10 protein-coding genes and 1 pseudogene are annotated in these 15,899 nt (G+C 60.9%); 3 read left to right on the plus strand and 8 right to left on the minus strand.

Features of this window, described 5'->3' with window-relative positions; translation table 11 throughout:
- Positions 1-198: 198 nt before the first annotated feature.
- Positions 199-993, minus strand: coding sequence for a class I SAM-dependent methyltransferase (locus ACVJ5M_RS31710; protein ID WP_283018607.1), 795 nt, complete (start codon positions 991-993; stop codon positions 199-201).
- A 1,184-nt stretch (positions 994-2,177) separates the two neighbouring features.
- Between ACVJ5M_RS31710 and ACVJ5M_RS31715 the strand changes: the two genes are divergently transcribed.
- From ACVJ5M_RS31715 to ACVJ5M_RS31725, 3 genes are all read left to right on the plus strand, one after another.
- A complete protein-coding gene (locus ACVJ5M_RS31715) occupies positions 2,178-3,191 on the plus strand; it encodes a helix-turn-helix transcriptional regulator (RefSeq protein ID WP_084795203.1) in 1,014 nt (337 codons plus the stop codon).
- A 170-nt stretch (positions 3,192-3,361) separates the two neighbouring features.
- Complete coding sequence (locus ACVJ5M_RS31720) at positions 3,362-3,706, plus strand: hypothetical protein (protein ID WP_354100052.1); 345 nt, start codon at positions 3,362-3,364, stop codon at positions 3,704-3,706.
- 792 nt (positions 3,707-4,498) lie between these two features.
- Complete coding sequence (locus ACVJ5M_RS31725) at positions 4,499-4,762, plus strand: hypothetical protein (protein ID WP_187387751.1); 264 nt, start codon at positions 4,499-4,501, stop codon at positions 4,760-4,762.
- A 1,033-nt stretch (positions 4,763-5,795) separates the two neighbouring features.
- Here the strand turns inward: ACVJ5M_RS31725 and corA are convergent.
- The 7 genes and pseudogenes from corA to ACVJ5M_RS31760 all read right to left on the minus strand — a co-directional run bounded on the left by corA (position 5,796) and on the right by ACVJ5M_RS31760 (position 15,886).
- Positions 5,796-6,761 (minus strand): magnesium/cobalt transporter CorA, encoded by a 966-nt coding sequence (gene corA / locus ACVJ5M_RS31730; protein ID WP_063984149.1) that lies wholly within the window; start codon positions 6,759-6,761, stop codon positions 5,796-5,798.
- A gap of 102 nt (positions 6,762-6,863) precedes the next feature.
- Complete coding sequence (locus ACVJ5M_RS31735) at positions 6,864-7,724, minus strand: DUF4118 domain-containing protein (protein ID WP_063986491.1); 861 nt, start codon at positions 7,722-7,724, stop codon at positions 6,864-6,866.
- Positions 7,725-8,535: 811 nt separating this feature from the next.
- Positions 8,536-8,790 (minus strand): hypothetical protein, encoded by a 255-nt coding sequence (locus tag ACVJ5M_RS31740; protein WP_063986492.1) that lies wholly within the window; start codon positions 8,788-8,790, stop codon positions 8,536-8,538.
- 26 nt (positions 8,791-8,816) lie between these two features.
- Entirely contained in the window at positions 8,817-10,151 is a 1,335-nt protein-coding gene (locus tag ACVJ5M_RS31745) for a TolC family outer membrane protein (protein ID WP_231145242.1), read from the minus strand.
- Between the two features lie 83 nt (positions 10,152-10,234).
- A pseudogene (locus ACVJ5M_RS31750) lies at positions 10,235-13,392 on the minus strand (efflux RND transporter permease subunit).
- 20 nt (positions 13,393-13,412) lie between these two features.
- Positions 13,413-14,642 carry an efflux RND transporter periplasmic adaptor subunit gene (locus ACVJ5M_RS31755; RefSeq protein ID WP_354100041.1) on the minus strand — a complete coding sequence of 410 codons (1,230 nt, stop codon included), beginning with the start codon at positions 14,640-14,642 and terminating at the stop codon, positions 13,413-13,415.
- Positions 14,643-15,160: 518 nt separating this feature from the next.
- Complete coding sequence (locus tag ACVJ5M_RS31760; RefSeq protein WP_354100040.1) at positions 15,161-15,886, minus strand: outer membrane protein; 726 nt, start codon at positions 15,884-15,886, stop codon at positions 15,161-15,163.
- Positions 15,887-15,899: the final 13 nt, after the last annotated feature.

Here is a 15,899-nt window from a genome sequence, read left to right on the forward strand (position 1 = left end):
TCGGTGATAGCTCCGGCTGCGCGGCGATGCGCCGCCCCGAGCGGGAGAGGCAAGCCGCTACCGATTGCGGTGGACAACGTGCCGGACACAACGGAGGCCCCCGCGTTGACGCGCTCGCGTCGAGGTCGATGATGGGACGCTTGGTCGACTGCGGATGCGTTGCGCAGGATGGCTGATGGGCACGCAGTGCCGGGTGCGTTATTTTCGAGTTCCAATCGTACAGAGATAGTCGCGCGGCAGGGCTAACCCGACCGGCGAGCGGTGCTTCTCATGCATCGCGATGAAGTCTCGTTGAAGTGCCGTGCGCCTTTCAGGGTCGAGCGATGCGGCCAGTGTTTTTGTCGGACCATAGCCAGTCACAAATATGTCCCATACCGTTTGGCCGCTCGGCATGCGGAGTACCGTGGTGCCAGGTTCAAAGGCCAGATCGAATGTATCGCCAAGCAATTCCCGAACGCGGCCTTCCCGGCCCCACGCAAATGGCGAAGGAGGAGGATTGTCAGACGGTGGCGGCATGTATGGCCGCATTGTCTGGAATATTTCTTCAACCGCACTGCCAGGCAGCCAAGTGACCAACCCCAGTCGCCCGCCCTTGCGCGTGACACGTGCCACCTCGGCAGCTGCAGCCTCGGGGCGCGAGACAAACATGACACCGAACGTCGAAGTCACACAGTCAAAGCTTTGATCCGGAAATTCCAGCGCTTCGGCATCGCCGACCTTGAAGTCGATCTCCGGTGCAATCAGTTTCGCCGCCTCGATAACGCCTTCACCAATATCGATACCAGTCACCTTTGCGCCTCGATTAGATAACCGCCGCGCAGTCCAGCCCGTGCCTGTCGCAACGTCAAGGATGCGCTCTCCCGGTTGCGGCCAGATTCGATTCACGACGTGATCAATGGCGTCTGCTATACTTTGGCTCACGGTATCGTAGGACGCGCCGCCGGAACCCCAAGTCGCGGCGGGTTTGAGGTTATGAGCAAGAATTTGCGCCATGAAATTTACTCCTCGATCTCGATGGAATAACCAGCTCAGTCGCTTGAGCCCGGCGTGATGAGAACATTGGCACGCAAGACGAACCTCAACCACAGTTTACAAATCGGTTGCGGCACAATGTCTCAGTTCAAGGTAGACCGCCTAGCGCGATGATATGAGCGCGCGTCCGAAACAGATGCATGTCCTCTGCAACTGCAACCACGGATTTTCTCGCGCCAGATATTCTCGATAGGTTCGGTCGCACGGTCCCCGCGCTTTTCGTCGCCCTCCATAGGACCCTCGACCATCCTGTCGTGTCCGTGCGATGCACGACGTGGAAGCTATAGCGTCCTGCGAGGACATCAGTTTTGACGCATCCGCTAAATTGGGTCTGGATCGCTGCTTCATAGTTGGTGACTGCTGCGCTATAAAGGGACGATCCGCTACGTGCGGCGAACTCCCATTCACATACCCATTTGCATGCGAAATTGATTATAGCTGCGCACGCGCGCGTCATTGGTTGTGAGGGGTTCAAATCATGACGAAGCACTTTTCGAGGCGCATCATGACTGATGTGCTCGTAGTCCTAGTATCTGTAGTGATGATCACGATTGCAGTGACATTTTTGGGCGATCCCATTCGGGCCCGCATCGCTGCTTCTATCCCAACCCCATTCGATCTTGCGATGGTCAAGACACTCGCAACCGCTGAACCGAGCAAACTGAGCCTTCCGCGCGCGCAACCGAGTTGCCGGCTTCGTTCCGCTCCTCTGCAATGGAACGTAGACTGGCTTTTCCGGCCGCCCGCAGCTCGCGGATGATGTGGGCTTGCTAAAGAAGCAAGCCGTCTCGGTTGGCGGCCTTTAGGCACGGCGTTTTCTTCACCTTTTGAGGAGGGACGCCAGTCGTATCGGCTATGGATCACACATGCGCATTCTGAAAGTTGCACACGCAAATTCTTCGTGCCCTTGCGGCATTTCGCGCATCATAGCAACCTCGATGCGAACCGTGTCAGCATCGAAAGCCTGACGGGAAATTCCTCATCATTTTCTTGAGGTCCCTACCTCCATTTGTAATCCACCTCACACCTGCAGCGAAGCTGCGGTCCGATATTGTCTCAGTCTTGGCGTCATTCGAGGAATTTACAGATTTCGTTCGGGCGCTCAGTCGTTCTTGCGTGGTTGGGCACCGAAACGGGAGGCCGGCATGCCAACGTCATCTCCCCTTGTGCGATGGTCGACTGAGATGCTGCCGGAGCGAACAAGGTTCTCCACGTTCCGTGAAGAGTTTACGCGGCTGAACCTCGCCTTGGACGTGATAGATCACAGCGGCGGCCGCCCGCGTATCAATGTCACCTACTTGCCGCTCGGCCCGGTTGGCGTTTGTAGCATTGTCACCACGCCGGTGGAGTTTATCCGTCACAAACGCCACCTCAAGGATAGCCGTGACCAATTCGGACTTAACATCGTCGAAGCTGGCCCGGTCCAATTTGCAAATGCTGGCCAGGAACATGTCTATGATGCCGGCGCCGCTTGTTTGGTTGACCGGGGAAGGCTGCTGCGAGTATTTGGGTCGCGTGGCGCCAGCGTCAAATTCGTGACCGTGCCGGCTGCCGCCCTTAGGTCGCTGGTTGCACAGCCGGAAGATCTATCAGGTCGGCCGGTGCGTCCTGGACCGGCGCTTCGCCTGCTCCACCTCTACCTGCAATCGCTCGCATCCTTCAAAGAACCTCCGTCATCAAAACTCGCCTCCACCGTCGGCACACATCTCCTCGATCTTGTGGCCGCGACGCTCGGGCCGACCGTCGAAGCTGCAAACCTCGTTACGGAGCGTGGTGTGAAGGCAGCCAAGCTGCAGGCGATCCTGGCGGAGGTCGCGCAACGCTTCGGCGATCCCAATGTCGATCTGAACAATGTTGCTGGAGCGCTCGGTATGTCGCGGCGATACGTGCAAAAGTTGCTCGAAGAGACCGGAAAGTCGTTCACCGAGCACCTTGCAGCGTGTCGGCTTGAGCGTGCCTTCGCGATGTTGACTGACCCGCACCATCTGCATTTGGCCATCATCGATATCGCGTTTGCAGTCGGCTTTGGTGATGTTTCTCATTTCAATCGCTCGTTCCGTCGACACTTCGGCGAGACGCCATCAGGCGTGCGCGCCGCATCGATGGTGCGGCAGAAGTCATCCTGCGCCCCCTCACAATGCGCGGGCGACGGCCGTTGAAAACGCGGACAGTTCGACCTCGCAGGACGGCAGGCAGCGCGCACCGGGGCTACAGGGCTGAAAGAGTTCCTTCACCTTGATCTATGGAACACGCGAACTGGCCATAACCGGGACCGCTTCGCGTTGAAGAATGAGACCGTCGCTGCTGGGGGCCAAACGGAGACAATCCGATGAACACTCGGACACTTGCTGCAGCGCTCGTGGGAGCAACTCTGTTCGGCCTTACCGCCGCGCAGGCCGCGCCGAAGCCCAAGGCGAAACAGGCGGGCGCGGTCACCGTCTCCGTGACGAACTCGCGCAAAGCGGATCTAGTCCAGCTGGAGGCGGCCAAGTCCGGGTCGCCAGACTGGAAGGAAGTACTGGGCCCGCTGAAATCCGGCAAGCAAGCGTCGGCTAAACTGCCACAGGCCAGCGATTGCCGCTTCGATCTGCGCGGGACGTTCGACGACGGCCAGTCGACGGATGCCTCCGGCATCAACGTCTGCGCCGATAAGACGCTCAACCTGACCGATTGACACAGGCTCTTTTATCGCGCTCCGCATCAGCACGACGCGGCAGACGGCAGGCGCAAGGCCACACGAAGGCCGCACAGCGCAGGGGACGAGGCCGGCCCGCGCCAGCGCCATGTGAAACTAGGGCCTATTAGGGCCCGGCAGGTTCGGGCGGGCCCTTCGTCGATCCGGAAACAGTCGGAATATGCCTACGTTTTCCATTACTTATGCCGTTTTCAACAGACTGAAGAAATAGCTGGCGGAAAGGACCACACGGTTTTGCCGTACGCGCGGCTCGCCATGTTCGCTGCAGATTTTCCAGCCCTGTCGACGGAGCCCGAAAACTACTGGCGAGACGGGCCTGTCAGCGCCGTTCGTCCGCACGAAGCCTCGGGCTCACGCAGAGCAATCCGGCCCGCCCTTTGCCATTCGCACCCGACGCTGCCGCGTCCACCGCAAGCCCGGCTCGCGACACTGACGACCACATGATCATCCCTCAAGGATGAACCTGGATGGGCGACACGAGGCGACGGATCAGCATGGTTCGGCAGTAGTTTCGACAGCATATCAGAAGGAAGGAGAACGAACTCGTATATGTCCTCTTTGAAGGCAATCTAAGCGAAGAGCGAAAAGCACAACTGTCATCCCTGTTTGGGACGCGGTCGAAAGATCTGCGGATCATCGCGGAGCAAGAAGCGAACTTGGAATTTGTAGTTGCGAACAATTCAATCGGGATCGTCCGTGAGCATATCAAGAAGTCGCTCCCGCAAGGCGCGGAGAGGCTCTATCGGTGGCTCGCGACGTTGGCAAGCAGCGATGACCGATGGCAGTCGACCGCAGATGTTCTCTCAAGCGGCGGCCTATTCGAGCTATTGGGTTCGGATGCGGACTTCATTCGAGGCCTCCGCATTTCTCGGGGGCGCCACGTCGGTGAACAGCGACAAGGCCGAACTGATTGAGATCGCGAAGAAGCGTGGCATTGACCTCATCGAGCTGCTGGAAAAGGCGAAGGCCATTCAGGCCGCGAACGGCTTTCCAACGATCCTAGACGCTGATGGAGCGATCGGCGTTATTGTTTGACGAGCCCGACAGTGTGCTCGCGGCGCGACGGACCTCGACGGGGCTCTGCCGGCGAACGGTGTTTGTCTTTTCCGGAAATTCTGTAGCCGGCGGAGCATATTTTGCCGAGAATGCCTCGTTCGTTTCCGCCGCCGCTGCGGCGCTTCGGGCGTGCCGCCGCGATGCGTGTGAAGAACCGGCTGCAACAACGGCTCCAAGCGTGCGGCGATATCTTTAGCGAGCCCAGGAGACTAGCGCTACCAGCGCTTCTCGGCAGCGACAGGCAATTGCCGTCGTTGAGCGCAGCCACGACGAAGCTCGAAACGCGCTCAATGGGGGCACGTTGCTTTGGTGGCCTGAGCGCGGCTGACGGCCGCGTGTCGGTCGATCCAGAGACTTTTCTCAGACCAGAGATCGTCCCCTCCTTCGGCAACGACCGAATAATTCCCCAGCGTCTGCCTCATCCATTCGGCCTGACCTGCTTACAATCTCACATTGGCCGTGATGAGATTTTTCTTGATCTCCCGGTGCACACGTCATGCACACGCGTCCCTCTAACTAATTGAAACTCTTAAACTCTCGGTCCAATCCATCATGGGTGCCACGGAAAATTTCCAACGCAAGTCATTCATTTTGTTGAACTATTTTATCTAAGATCGACCCCGTATGTGACTGGATCGACTGAGAAATTTGGCACGACGAGGCTTTCGCAGATTGCTCCTTCTAGGCTCATCTATGTCCGAATTGGAAGCGAAAATCTGGCCTTCGGATTCTCACCACGCACACGAGAACCCCATGTACACGTCACTCGCGCAGCGCTCGCCCTTTACGCGGGTCACATTGAAGGCGAATTCGCGCAAACCGGATCGACATTTGGCCGGAACGTTTTGCGGGAGATCACAAGTGGGAAGAGGTGGTACGCAGCACTCACGGCGGTCTTGTGTTGGTGGCAGATGTCTACGAGTCGCGAGCTCTCCGAATTTCCACAACTGAGCTTTGCCGCGGTGCGATCTATGAAATGGCCCAACTCGGCAAATGCGACGAGCCACTAGCGTCAGAGCCATCGAGCGCGCTTGAAACGCAGGTAAAGCACACCGCACAATACGACGATAATGCCAACGACGACAAAATAGCCGTATTGCGTCTTCAGCTCGGGCATGTTTTCGAAGTTCATGCCGTAGATTCCGGCAATCGCGGTCGGTACGGCCAGTATGGCGGCCCAGGCGGCCAACTGCCGCGTGATCACGCCCTGACGCTGCTGCTCCAACAGATTGCTCACCTCAAAAACCGAAGTCAGAACATCTCGCAGGGAGTTCACCATCGCTTCGACGCGCCGCACATGGTCCAGGACGTCTTGAAAATAAGGCCGAGCGTTGGCGTCAAGACACGGCGTCTCGAGGTGAACGAGCCGGCCGCAGACCTCCGTCATCGGGCCGATAATTCGCTGGAAGCGGATCAGCTCTTGGCGAAGCCCGAAGAGCCGTTTGACGTCCGCGCGGCTAAGAAAGCTGTCGAGCGCGCTTTGCTCCATGTTGAGAACGCGTTCCTCGATCGTCTCGACCACCGGAAGATAGCCGTCGACGATAAAGTCGAGGATGGCATGGAGAACGTAGTCGGGGCCATAGCCCAGCAGGCTGGGGGCTGCTTCGAGCTGGGCGCGGAGATTGCTATGCGCGCGCGCCGAGCCATGCCGAACCGTGATGATGAAATTCTTCCCGACAAAAATTGCGGTTTCACCATAGGCGATGCGGTCGTGCTCGAGATGGGCTGTGCGCGTCATCACAAACAGCTGGTCGCCATAAACGTCGACCTTCGGCAATTGGTTCGCTTTCAGCGCATCTTCAATCGCAAGAGGATGAAGTCCGTAGTTCTTCTCGAGTTGTTCAAGCTCCAGCTCTGGGGGCTCGAACAATCCGATCCAGACAAATTCGGATTTTCCCTTGCAATCGATAGGCTCGTCCAATGAGACGGCTTTTGCCTTCTTGCCATGACGATACAAATGGGCTGCTACGACGCTCACAACGAGCTTCCTCCAAACCTGTCGAGCGGTGTGCACCACCCCGTCACCTTAAATCGCCTGCCTTCATTTTGTTGCAGGCTTGGAGCGCGGGATGGTTCGGATTCAATCTGACGGTCGGGCATCGCGTTTGACCCGCGCATGTTGACGGTCAAGCACCAAGGCTAAGATGCGCACGACGACGTCGATCTGCGCATCCGGTGACGAAGGGCGTTCATCAGGGTCGAATGCGATTCCAACCACGGCATTCCGGCCTTCGTCCGTCTCCACGGGCCAGAAATCAAAGCGGGAGGCCAGATTGGGGTAGATGCCACTGCGTATGACAGTTCCAGTCGCCAGGGACGATCGTGCCGCCTCCAACTCGGCCTCCTGCGGCTCCACGTCTCCGACTTGCTCGAGGGAAACCACCCTGCCCTCCCTAACGAGCATCACGATGACGGGAACCTGGAAAAGCGTTGCCAGTGCCCGGGCCGTAACCGAGACGATCGTCTTCGTATTGTCGGCCGCGACGACATCACGGCAATAGCCTTGCAGCAAGGTCGCGCGCCTTCTCGACAGCTTCGCTTCGGTCGCCCTCTGCCGGGAGGTGAAGGCAACTGCACTCACAATGACCCCGACCACGAACAGCAGCCCAATCGCCCAGATGTTCGCGGGGTCATCGACCGCTAATGAGTAGCGTGGCTCGGTCAGGAAGAAATTGAATGCCAGAGCACCTGATATCGCCGAACAGAGTGACGGACCGAGGCCGAGACTCACACCTGCGATGATCACCGGAAGTACGAAGATAAGCGACAGGTTGGGGATAGTGACGCTGCTGTCAATACCGACAGCGATGACCGTTGCGGCGGCGGTCATGGCGATTGAAACAAGGTAGCGCGCCAGTTCCGATGCTACCGGACCCAGAAGGGGCTCGGCATCAGGCGCCGGCTTGATGTCCTGCGGCAGCTTCGATTCAACATCCGTCACCACTTGAACTCCCGCCTGGCAGGCGACACACGTCGGCCGAAAAGCAAGCCCGTCAGAGTGCGCTCGCAGCGCTGATAGCTAACCGAGCATACAACAACTCCATCCACATGTGAGCCGCATGAAAGGCAAATTCAACGTCGCGCGAAGCGCGCTGCCACCCGGAGTTTCAGGTATTTGATCTTCCGGCTGGCTGAGGCAGCGCCGCGGGTCAGCCATGAGCGCGCGATCATTCCTGTCGAGGACGCGAAGATGTGATCGACCGCGTGGGGGGAGAGACAGACTCGGCCAGATATTTCGCACGCCATTTCGGCCCTGGGCCGCGCATGTAATGATTTTCCGGCCGGTATCTGGCGGACGGTCCGTACCAGGCCGGAAACAGAAACGTCATCAGCACCTCAAGGGCGCGATAAGTGAGGAGCATCAGCCTAGCGAACGATTCCCTTGCCATATTGCCCCCGAAGATTCGCCAGACGCCGCCGATACCCGCGTTCGCACTCTTGGTTCGCACTCTTGGGAGTGAGAACGCGGTCAATCCGGAATGAATTGGTTCGATCCTCGAGAGCAGACCGGCTGCGATGGTGATCGGCACCTCGCCATCCTGGCCTCCACGAACGGATATCGCATGGAAGCATGATGTGGGTGATCGGATAGGAAATCGAGATAGCCCGGCGTCCGCTCATATAGGCGCCGCATAGTGGGCACGACTGCCCGAGAACCGAAGTTCATCAGTCGCCGTCGCGAGCAACGGCAGACGTTTAGCGGCCATGACGGTCGTCGCAATGCTGGCGAGTGCTCGTCGGCCGGCGGTGCGCTAGTTCTTCTTCTTGGACGCCTTTGTATCCGTGGCGCGAGCGCCACCCCAGGGATCATACTTCTCGTCAGGCACCGGAATCCTGTCCAGCGCGGCCTTGTAAGCCTTCTCGTCGACCTTTGGCCGGCTTTCGACGGGCGGACCTGAGTTGCCGCGGCCTCGGCCAAAACCCTGTGCGCTGGCCATGAAAGTGGAGGCCAACACGGCCGCGACGGCAAAAACGAGAGCCGGGAGTGCGCGCCTTCCGCCGACCATGCTCATTCCTCCTGCGGCGCCAACGCCTATTGTCCGGATGGTGTGCGGACGCCGTGCCAAGCGTCGCGCACCTGGTGATAGTGGGCCTCCGGCAGATAATCCGGCGTATCGAGATTGAGCGTGCGGACATCCAGCCGGCCGACGGCGCTGAGCAGCGTGTAGGATGCGATCACCCGGTCGCGCTGTGCCTGGATCTGACGCGAACGGGCCGCGGTGAGGTCCTGCTGGGCGTTGAGCACGTCGATCGTGGTGCGCTGGCCACCGGCCGCCTCGCGGCGTACGCCCTGCAATGCGACGTCTGCCGCCTTCGCCTCCGACTCGGCCGCTGTCAGTGCGACCTTGGTGCCCTCATTGGACACCCACGCGCCGACAACCGCCGTCCGCGACTGGTTCCTGACCTGCTCAAGCACCAGACGGCTTTGCGAGGCGAGTTCCTTGGCCTGTCGTGTCTGCGAGGCCGCGGTGCCGCCGTCATAGATTGGCACGTTGATCTGGCCCAGGATCGAGGCCTGATTGGTGGCAAACGTGCTCAGCGTGGAATCCGAATCCTTGGAGCGGCTGGCGTTCGCCTGTACGGCAACCGTCGGGAGCAGACTGCCTTCTGCGATCTTGATCGTGGTCTGCGCGACATCCACATCGTATCCCGCACCGAGCACCGCAGGATGCTCGTGATTGGCGGTCTCGATCGATGCCGGCATCGTCACCGGCGATAACCGATCGACTGGCGTGGCCGGCGTCAACTGACCGGGCGGCCCGCCGATCACCTGGACGTAGGTCGCCTTGCTGATGGCAAGCGTCACCTCAGCGGCATTGAGATCGGCAAGGCCCCGACTGAGGCGCGCCTCGGCCTGGGCCGTATCGGTCGGCGTCACATCACCCGCATCGAGGCGCTTCTTCGTCGTCGCCTGGATCTCGCGCAGCACGGCGACGTTGGTGCGCTGCGCCTCGACCAGCGCCTGATTGGCCAATACGTTCATATAGGCCGTGACGGCGTCGAGCAGCACGCCCTGCCCGGTGTTGCGCAGCGCCTCGCGCCCCGACAGAACCTGATACTCGGCGACGCGCACGCTGTTGGCGGTCTTGAAGCCGTTGAACAGAACCTGGCTGACGGTCACGCCAATCGTCCACGGACGCAGTGTCGCGCCCTGGATCGTATTGTCGGGCAGCGTATTCCTGACCGCCTGCAAACCCGCGCTGAGGCTCGCGACCACCTGCGGCCGGTAGCCGGCGAGCGCCTGCGGCACGTTCTCGTCCGTGCCGCGCTGCCGGGCACGATCGGCGTTGAGCTGCGGGCTCGACTGATAGGCCCTGACCAACGCCTCGGACAGCGTTTCCGCGCGCGACGGCTCGCAAACCATCATCGCCGCCCCGGCAAGGAAAAGTACCAGTGTCCGGCCGGACGCTCGCACAGCCCCCCTGACGATCTTGTTACGCACGCCCCACCTCATTCTGCCGACGCCAACCGAGGCTGCGCCGCCAGGCCCGGCCGGGTCCGCCGCGAGAACATCGAGATCAGCGCTGGCAGCGTGACCAGAATGACGATCGGCGCCAGCATCATTCCCGCGACGACCACGACCGCGAGCGGCTTCTGCACCTGCGAGCCGATGCCGCTGGAGAGCGCCGCGGGCAGGAGCCCAATGCCCGCGACCACGCAGGTCATCAGCACCGGACGAAGCTGAAGCTCGCCGGTGCGCAGGATGGCGGCACCGCGTTCCATACCCTCGTCGATCAGCGCGTTGTACTGGGACAGGATGATGATTCCGTCCATCACCGAGATGCCGAACAGTGCAATGAAGCCGATTGCCGCCGAGACGCTGAAGGGAATGCCGGTCACGAGCAGGCCCAGGATGCCGCCGAGCACGGCCATCGGGATCACACTCATGGTCAGGACGGTGTCGATGATCGAGCCGAAATTGAACCAGATCAGCATGGCGATCAGCGCGAGGCTGATCGGCACCACGATCGACAGCCGTCGGATCGCATCCTGTAAATTGCCGAATTCGCCGACCCATTCGAGATGCGAGCCCGCCGGCAATTGCACGTTGGCCGCAACCTTCTCCTGCGCCTCCTGGATGGCGCTGCCGAGATCGCGCTCGCGCACCGAGAATTTGATCGGCAGATAGCGTTCCTGCTGCTCACGATAGATATAGGCGGCGCCGGACAGGACCTTGACTGTCGCGACTTCGCTGAGCGGCACCTGCGTGACGCCGTTCGGCCCCTGCGCCCCAATTCGCAAATTCTGGATTGCCTCGGCGCTCTTTCGGAACTGTGGCGCAAGGCGGACGATGATCGGGAAATGCCGGTCAGAGCCCGGCTCGTAGAGGTCCCCGGCGCTGTCGCCACCGATCGCGGTCTTGATCGTCGCATTGATATCGCCCGGCGACAGCCCGTACCGCGCGGCGCGGGCACGGTCGACATCGATCTGGATGGTCGGTTGGCCGAGCGAGGTGAAGACCGCAAGGTCGGTGATCCCCTGAACGGTCGCGAGCTGCGCCTTGATCTTGTTTGCGGTGTCCGTCAACGCCTGGAGGTCACTGCCATAAAGCTTGATCGAGTTTTCGCCCTTCACGCCCGACACGGCCTCCGAGACGTTGTCCTGGAGATACTGCGAGAAGTTGAACTCGACGCCCGGAAACTTTTCCTGAAGCTGCCCCAGCAGCGTGGCAGTCAGCCCGTCCTTGTCCTCGCCCTCAGGCCATTCCTTGGCGGGCTTGAGCGGCGCAAAGAATTCTGTGTTGAAGAAGCCGGCGGCGTCGGTACCGTCGTCCGGCCGGCCATGTTGCGATACCACCGACTCGACCTCTGGCCGGGCAGCGATCACCTTGCGCATCTGGTTGACGTAGGAGTTACCCTCCTGGAGCGAGATGGTCGGCGGCAAGGTTGCGCGGATCCAAAGATTACCCTCCTCCAGCTTGGGCAGAAACTCGAGCCCGAGCAATCGCACGGCGACGACCGTGATCAGGACCAGGACGGCGCCGCCCGCCAGCACGACGCGGCGATGCGCGAGAGATCGCGCCAGCACCGGCATATAGAGCCGATGCACCCAGCGCATCAGAAAAGTCTCGGTCTCCTCGACATGGGCCGGAAGGATGATGGCGCTCAGCGCCGGCGTAACCGTGAAGGTCGCAAGCAGGCCGCCTGCAAGGGCATAAGCATAGGTCCGTGCCATCGGACCAAAAATATTGCCTTCGACGCCGCTCAAGGTGAACAGCGGCAGAAAGGCCGCGATGATGATGGCTGCGGCAAAGAAGATCGAGCGCGACACGTCGGAGCCAGCCGTCAGGATGGCATGATGCTTCATGTCCATGACAGTGCGCGACGAGATCGTCGCCCGCTCACCCGGCGTCAGCCGCGCAGTATGCGACAGGCGCCGGAAGATCGCCTCCACCATGATCACGGTCGCATCCACGATCAGCCCGAAATCGATCGCCCCGACCGATAGCAGATTGGCGGATTCGCCTCGCAGCACGAGGATCGTGACCGCGAAAAACAATGCAAACGGAATCGTTGCACCGACGATCATCGCACTGCGCAGGTCCCCGAGGAAGATCCACTGCAACAGCACGATCAGGCCGATTCCGACCACCATGTTCTCCAGCACAGTGTGGGTCGTGGTCTGGATCAGGTCCTTGCGGTCATAGATGCGCTCGATGCGCACGCCAGGGGCAGGATCGACGAATTGTTGATGCTGGCGACGAGCTCTTCGACGCGCGAAATGGTCGGCGAGCTCTGCTCTCCGCGGCGCATCAGGACGATGCCCTGGACGATGTCGTCGTCCTGATCCTGGCCGGCGATGCCGAGCCGCGGTTGCTCGCCGACGGTGACGGTTGCGACGTCGCGGACCAGCACCGGCGTGCCGCTATTGGAGGCCACCATCGTATTTTCGAGCGCGTGGATCGAACGGATCAGGCCGACACCGCGAACAACGGCGGATTGCGGGCCGATATTGACGGTGTTGCCGCCAACGTTGACGTTGGCGTTGTTGATGGCCTGTTGAAGTTGCGGGAGCGTCAAGCCGTTCGCCACGAGCTTGTTGAAATCAGCCTCAACCTCGTAGGTTTTGGTCTTGCCACCCCAGCCAGTTACATCGATCACGCCCGGGACGGTGCGGAAGCGCCGTTGCAGGACCCAATCCTGCAACGTCTTCAGATCGAGCACGGAGTAGTTGGGCGGCCCCACCAGCCGGTAGCGATAAATCTCGCCGATCGGACTCAGCGGCGAGATCTGCGGCTGCGCATTGTTCGGCAGCGGCGGCAATTGCGAGAGGCGGTTCAGAACCTGTTGGAGCGCCTGCTCGTAGGTGTAGTCGAAGGAGAACTGCAGCTTGACGTCGGACAAGCCGTACAACGAGATGGTCCGGATCACCTTCATGTTCTTGATGCCGGCGACCTGAGTCTCCAGCGGGATCGTGATGTAGCGCTCGATCTCCTCGGCCGACAGCCCCGGACTTTGCGTCACGATGTCGACCATCGGCGGCGTCGGATCGGGATACGCCTCGATGTTGAGCTGCTGAAACGCGATCAGGCCGCCGACCAGCATGGCGGCGAACAGGCCGACCATGAGGAAGCGGCGACTGACTGCGAAGGCGACGAGACGTTCCATGTGAACCGGCTTGCCTTACGTTAGCTGCCGGAAGCGGCACGGTCGATGAACAGGCTTCCGCGTGTGACGATCTTTTCGCCGGCCTTCAGGTTGCCGCGCGCCTCAACGAGGTCGCCATTGGTCAACCCGATCTGGATTTCGCGCAGCTCGACGGAACCGTCGCCGCGCGAAACCCAGACCCGGACACGATCGCCCTCGAAGATTAGAGCCTGCTTCGGCACGCCGACCGAGGGACGATTTTCGCCGGCATAGACGGTAACGTTGGCGAACATTTCCGGCTTGAGCGATCCGTCCCTGTTGTCGATGGTGGCGCGGACCATGAGACGCCGCGTCGACGGATCGATCGCGGCGGCGACGTAATCGACACGCGCCTTGAACTCGCGACCGGGAAGCGCCAGCACCGTAAAGGCGATATCCTGTCCGATGGCGATGTCCGCAGCCTCGCTCTCGCGCACGAAGGCCGTGAGCCAGACCGTCGAGAGGTCCCCGATCACGAACACCGGATCGCTGGCGCTGCTGCTGATGAACTGGCCGGGACCGATCTTGCGCTGCACGACCGTGCCGCCGATTGGCGAAGTGATCGGCGTCTCGGCGCTGATCTGGCGCGTCTCCTGGAATTTGGTGATCTGCTCCTCGGACCGCCCCAGGATACGCAGCCGATTATGCGCCGCCTCGAGCGCGGTCTCCGCCGAGCGCATATCATTCTGCGCTGCGATGAGATCGGCCTGCGCCTGCTGCCAGTCCTTGAGAGGCACCGCTTTGCCGGCGTAGAGATCGTTGGCGCGCTTCTCGACGATCTGCGCGAGGTTGAGCTTGGAGCGCGCAGTATTGAGGCTGCCGAGCGCCGTCACGAAATCGTTCAGGCCCTGCACGGTGTCGGTGGCTTCGACCAGGAACAGCGGCTGCCCGCGCTCGACGACGTCGCTGGGCTTCACCAGAAGTTTCACGACACGGCCCGCATAGGGCGAGAAGATCGGCGTGGAGCTGTCTTCGTTGACGGCGATCTTGCCCTCGGTGACGTGCTCCGCACGAAACACCCGCTCCGTCACCGGCGCAATCGAGAGCGTGGCCAGCTCAGATGCGGTCGGAACGTAGCGCGGCGGCTTTACCTTGGCCTGGCTCGACATCTCCATGGATTTGCCATGCGACGCGAGCATCCGCGTCGCGCCGACGGACGCAATGGCAAGCGTGATCGCCGCAGCCGCAAGCGTAACGATTCTTTTCCGGCTAAGGCTCGAACCGGCGTTCATGATGCAAACGTGCGCATTGACTCATGCACTCCCGTGCCTCCTGCGAGGCCTTGGCTTACTCGCCCAAACGGGGCTCAATTCTGAACGCGGCCGCGCCACATCGGAGATCTCGACCCGCGGTAGTACCGCATCGGACCGTGATTGCCGGACATGCCGTCGGCGATCCGCCGTGATGCTCCCAGGCTGTCATGGCGTCGGCAGCGCGTAGCATGGTTCGCTTGCACAGAACTGACAGCACGTCCTGTCAACTTCACACTCGCGGCAACGGAGATCACGATCCGCACGGCGCGTCCGCTCACAGGGCACGCCGTGCCGATCGATCTCATTGGCTCGGCCACATCGGATATTTGGGCCCGCCGTAGTAGCGCATCTGGTGAGTACCCGGCGCATCTGTTGCAGTGGCGCCGAGATCGCTCACGCATCCGGCAAGGCAAGCGCCAAGCCCAACGAGAGCGATCATCGCCGCAACTTTCAGTCTTCGTCTCGAGGCGATCATGCAGTCCCCCTGCCTCCTGGCGTCAATACTTCGCGACCACCGCGTTGCCGCCGAACTTGAAGTCGAGCCCAACCATCACGGTCGAATAGGTGTTCGCCACCGTATACGGCAGCACACCGTTGGTCGGCGCTTCGCGATGGAACGTGCCGTAGTCGAAATAGCGATACTCGAACTTTCCGATCAGATTGTTGGTGAACGCATAAGCGATGCCACTGCCGGCGGTCAGGCCGCTCCGTGTGGCCTTGAACGTGTCCACCCCGACACCGGGATTGGTGTTGGTGTGCGTCAGCTCGCCATAAGCCCAACCGCCCGTGAAGAACAGCAACAAGCGGTCGACCGCGATGCCGCCGCGCCCCCGCAGCGTGGCACCCCAGCCCAGCTTTGTCGCGTCGTTCCAGCCGAGCGCGAAATTGTCGTTGCCCTTGATGTCAGCGCCAAAGCCGTCTGCTTCGATACCGACGACGATGTTGCCGCTCTGCCAGTTGGCGCCGATCTCGCCGCCGCCGAAGCCGCCCGTCGATTCGTAGTTCGCCGTGAAGTTGGCGAAGCCAACCGGGCCGGTGGCGTTGTTCACGTTGTGATTGCCGAGCCCCCAGCCGCCGAAGACGCCGACGTAGAAGCCGGACCAGTCATAGGCCGGCGCGGCGACTGGCGGAGCCTTGCCGTAGATCGGCAGATCGGCGCCAAGCGCCGGCGACATCGCCGTCAATGCGCCCAATGCAACCGTTGTGAGAAGACTCTTTTTCATTGTTAGCCCCTGT

Source organism: Bradyrhizobium sp. S3.7.6 (assembly GCF_054061875.1).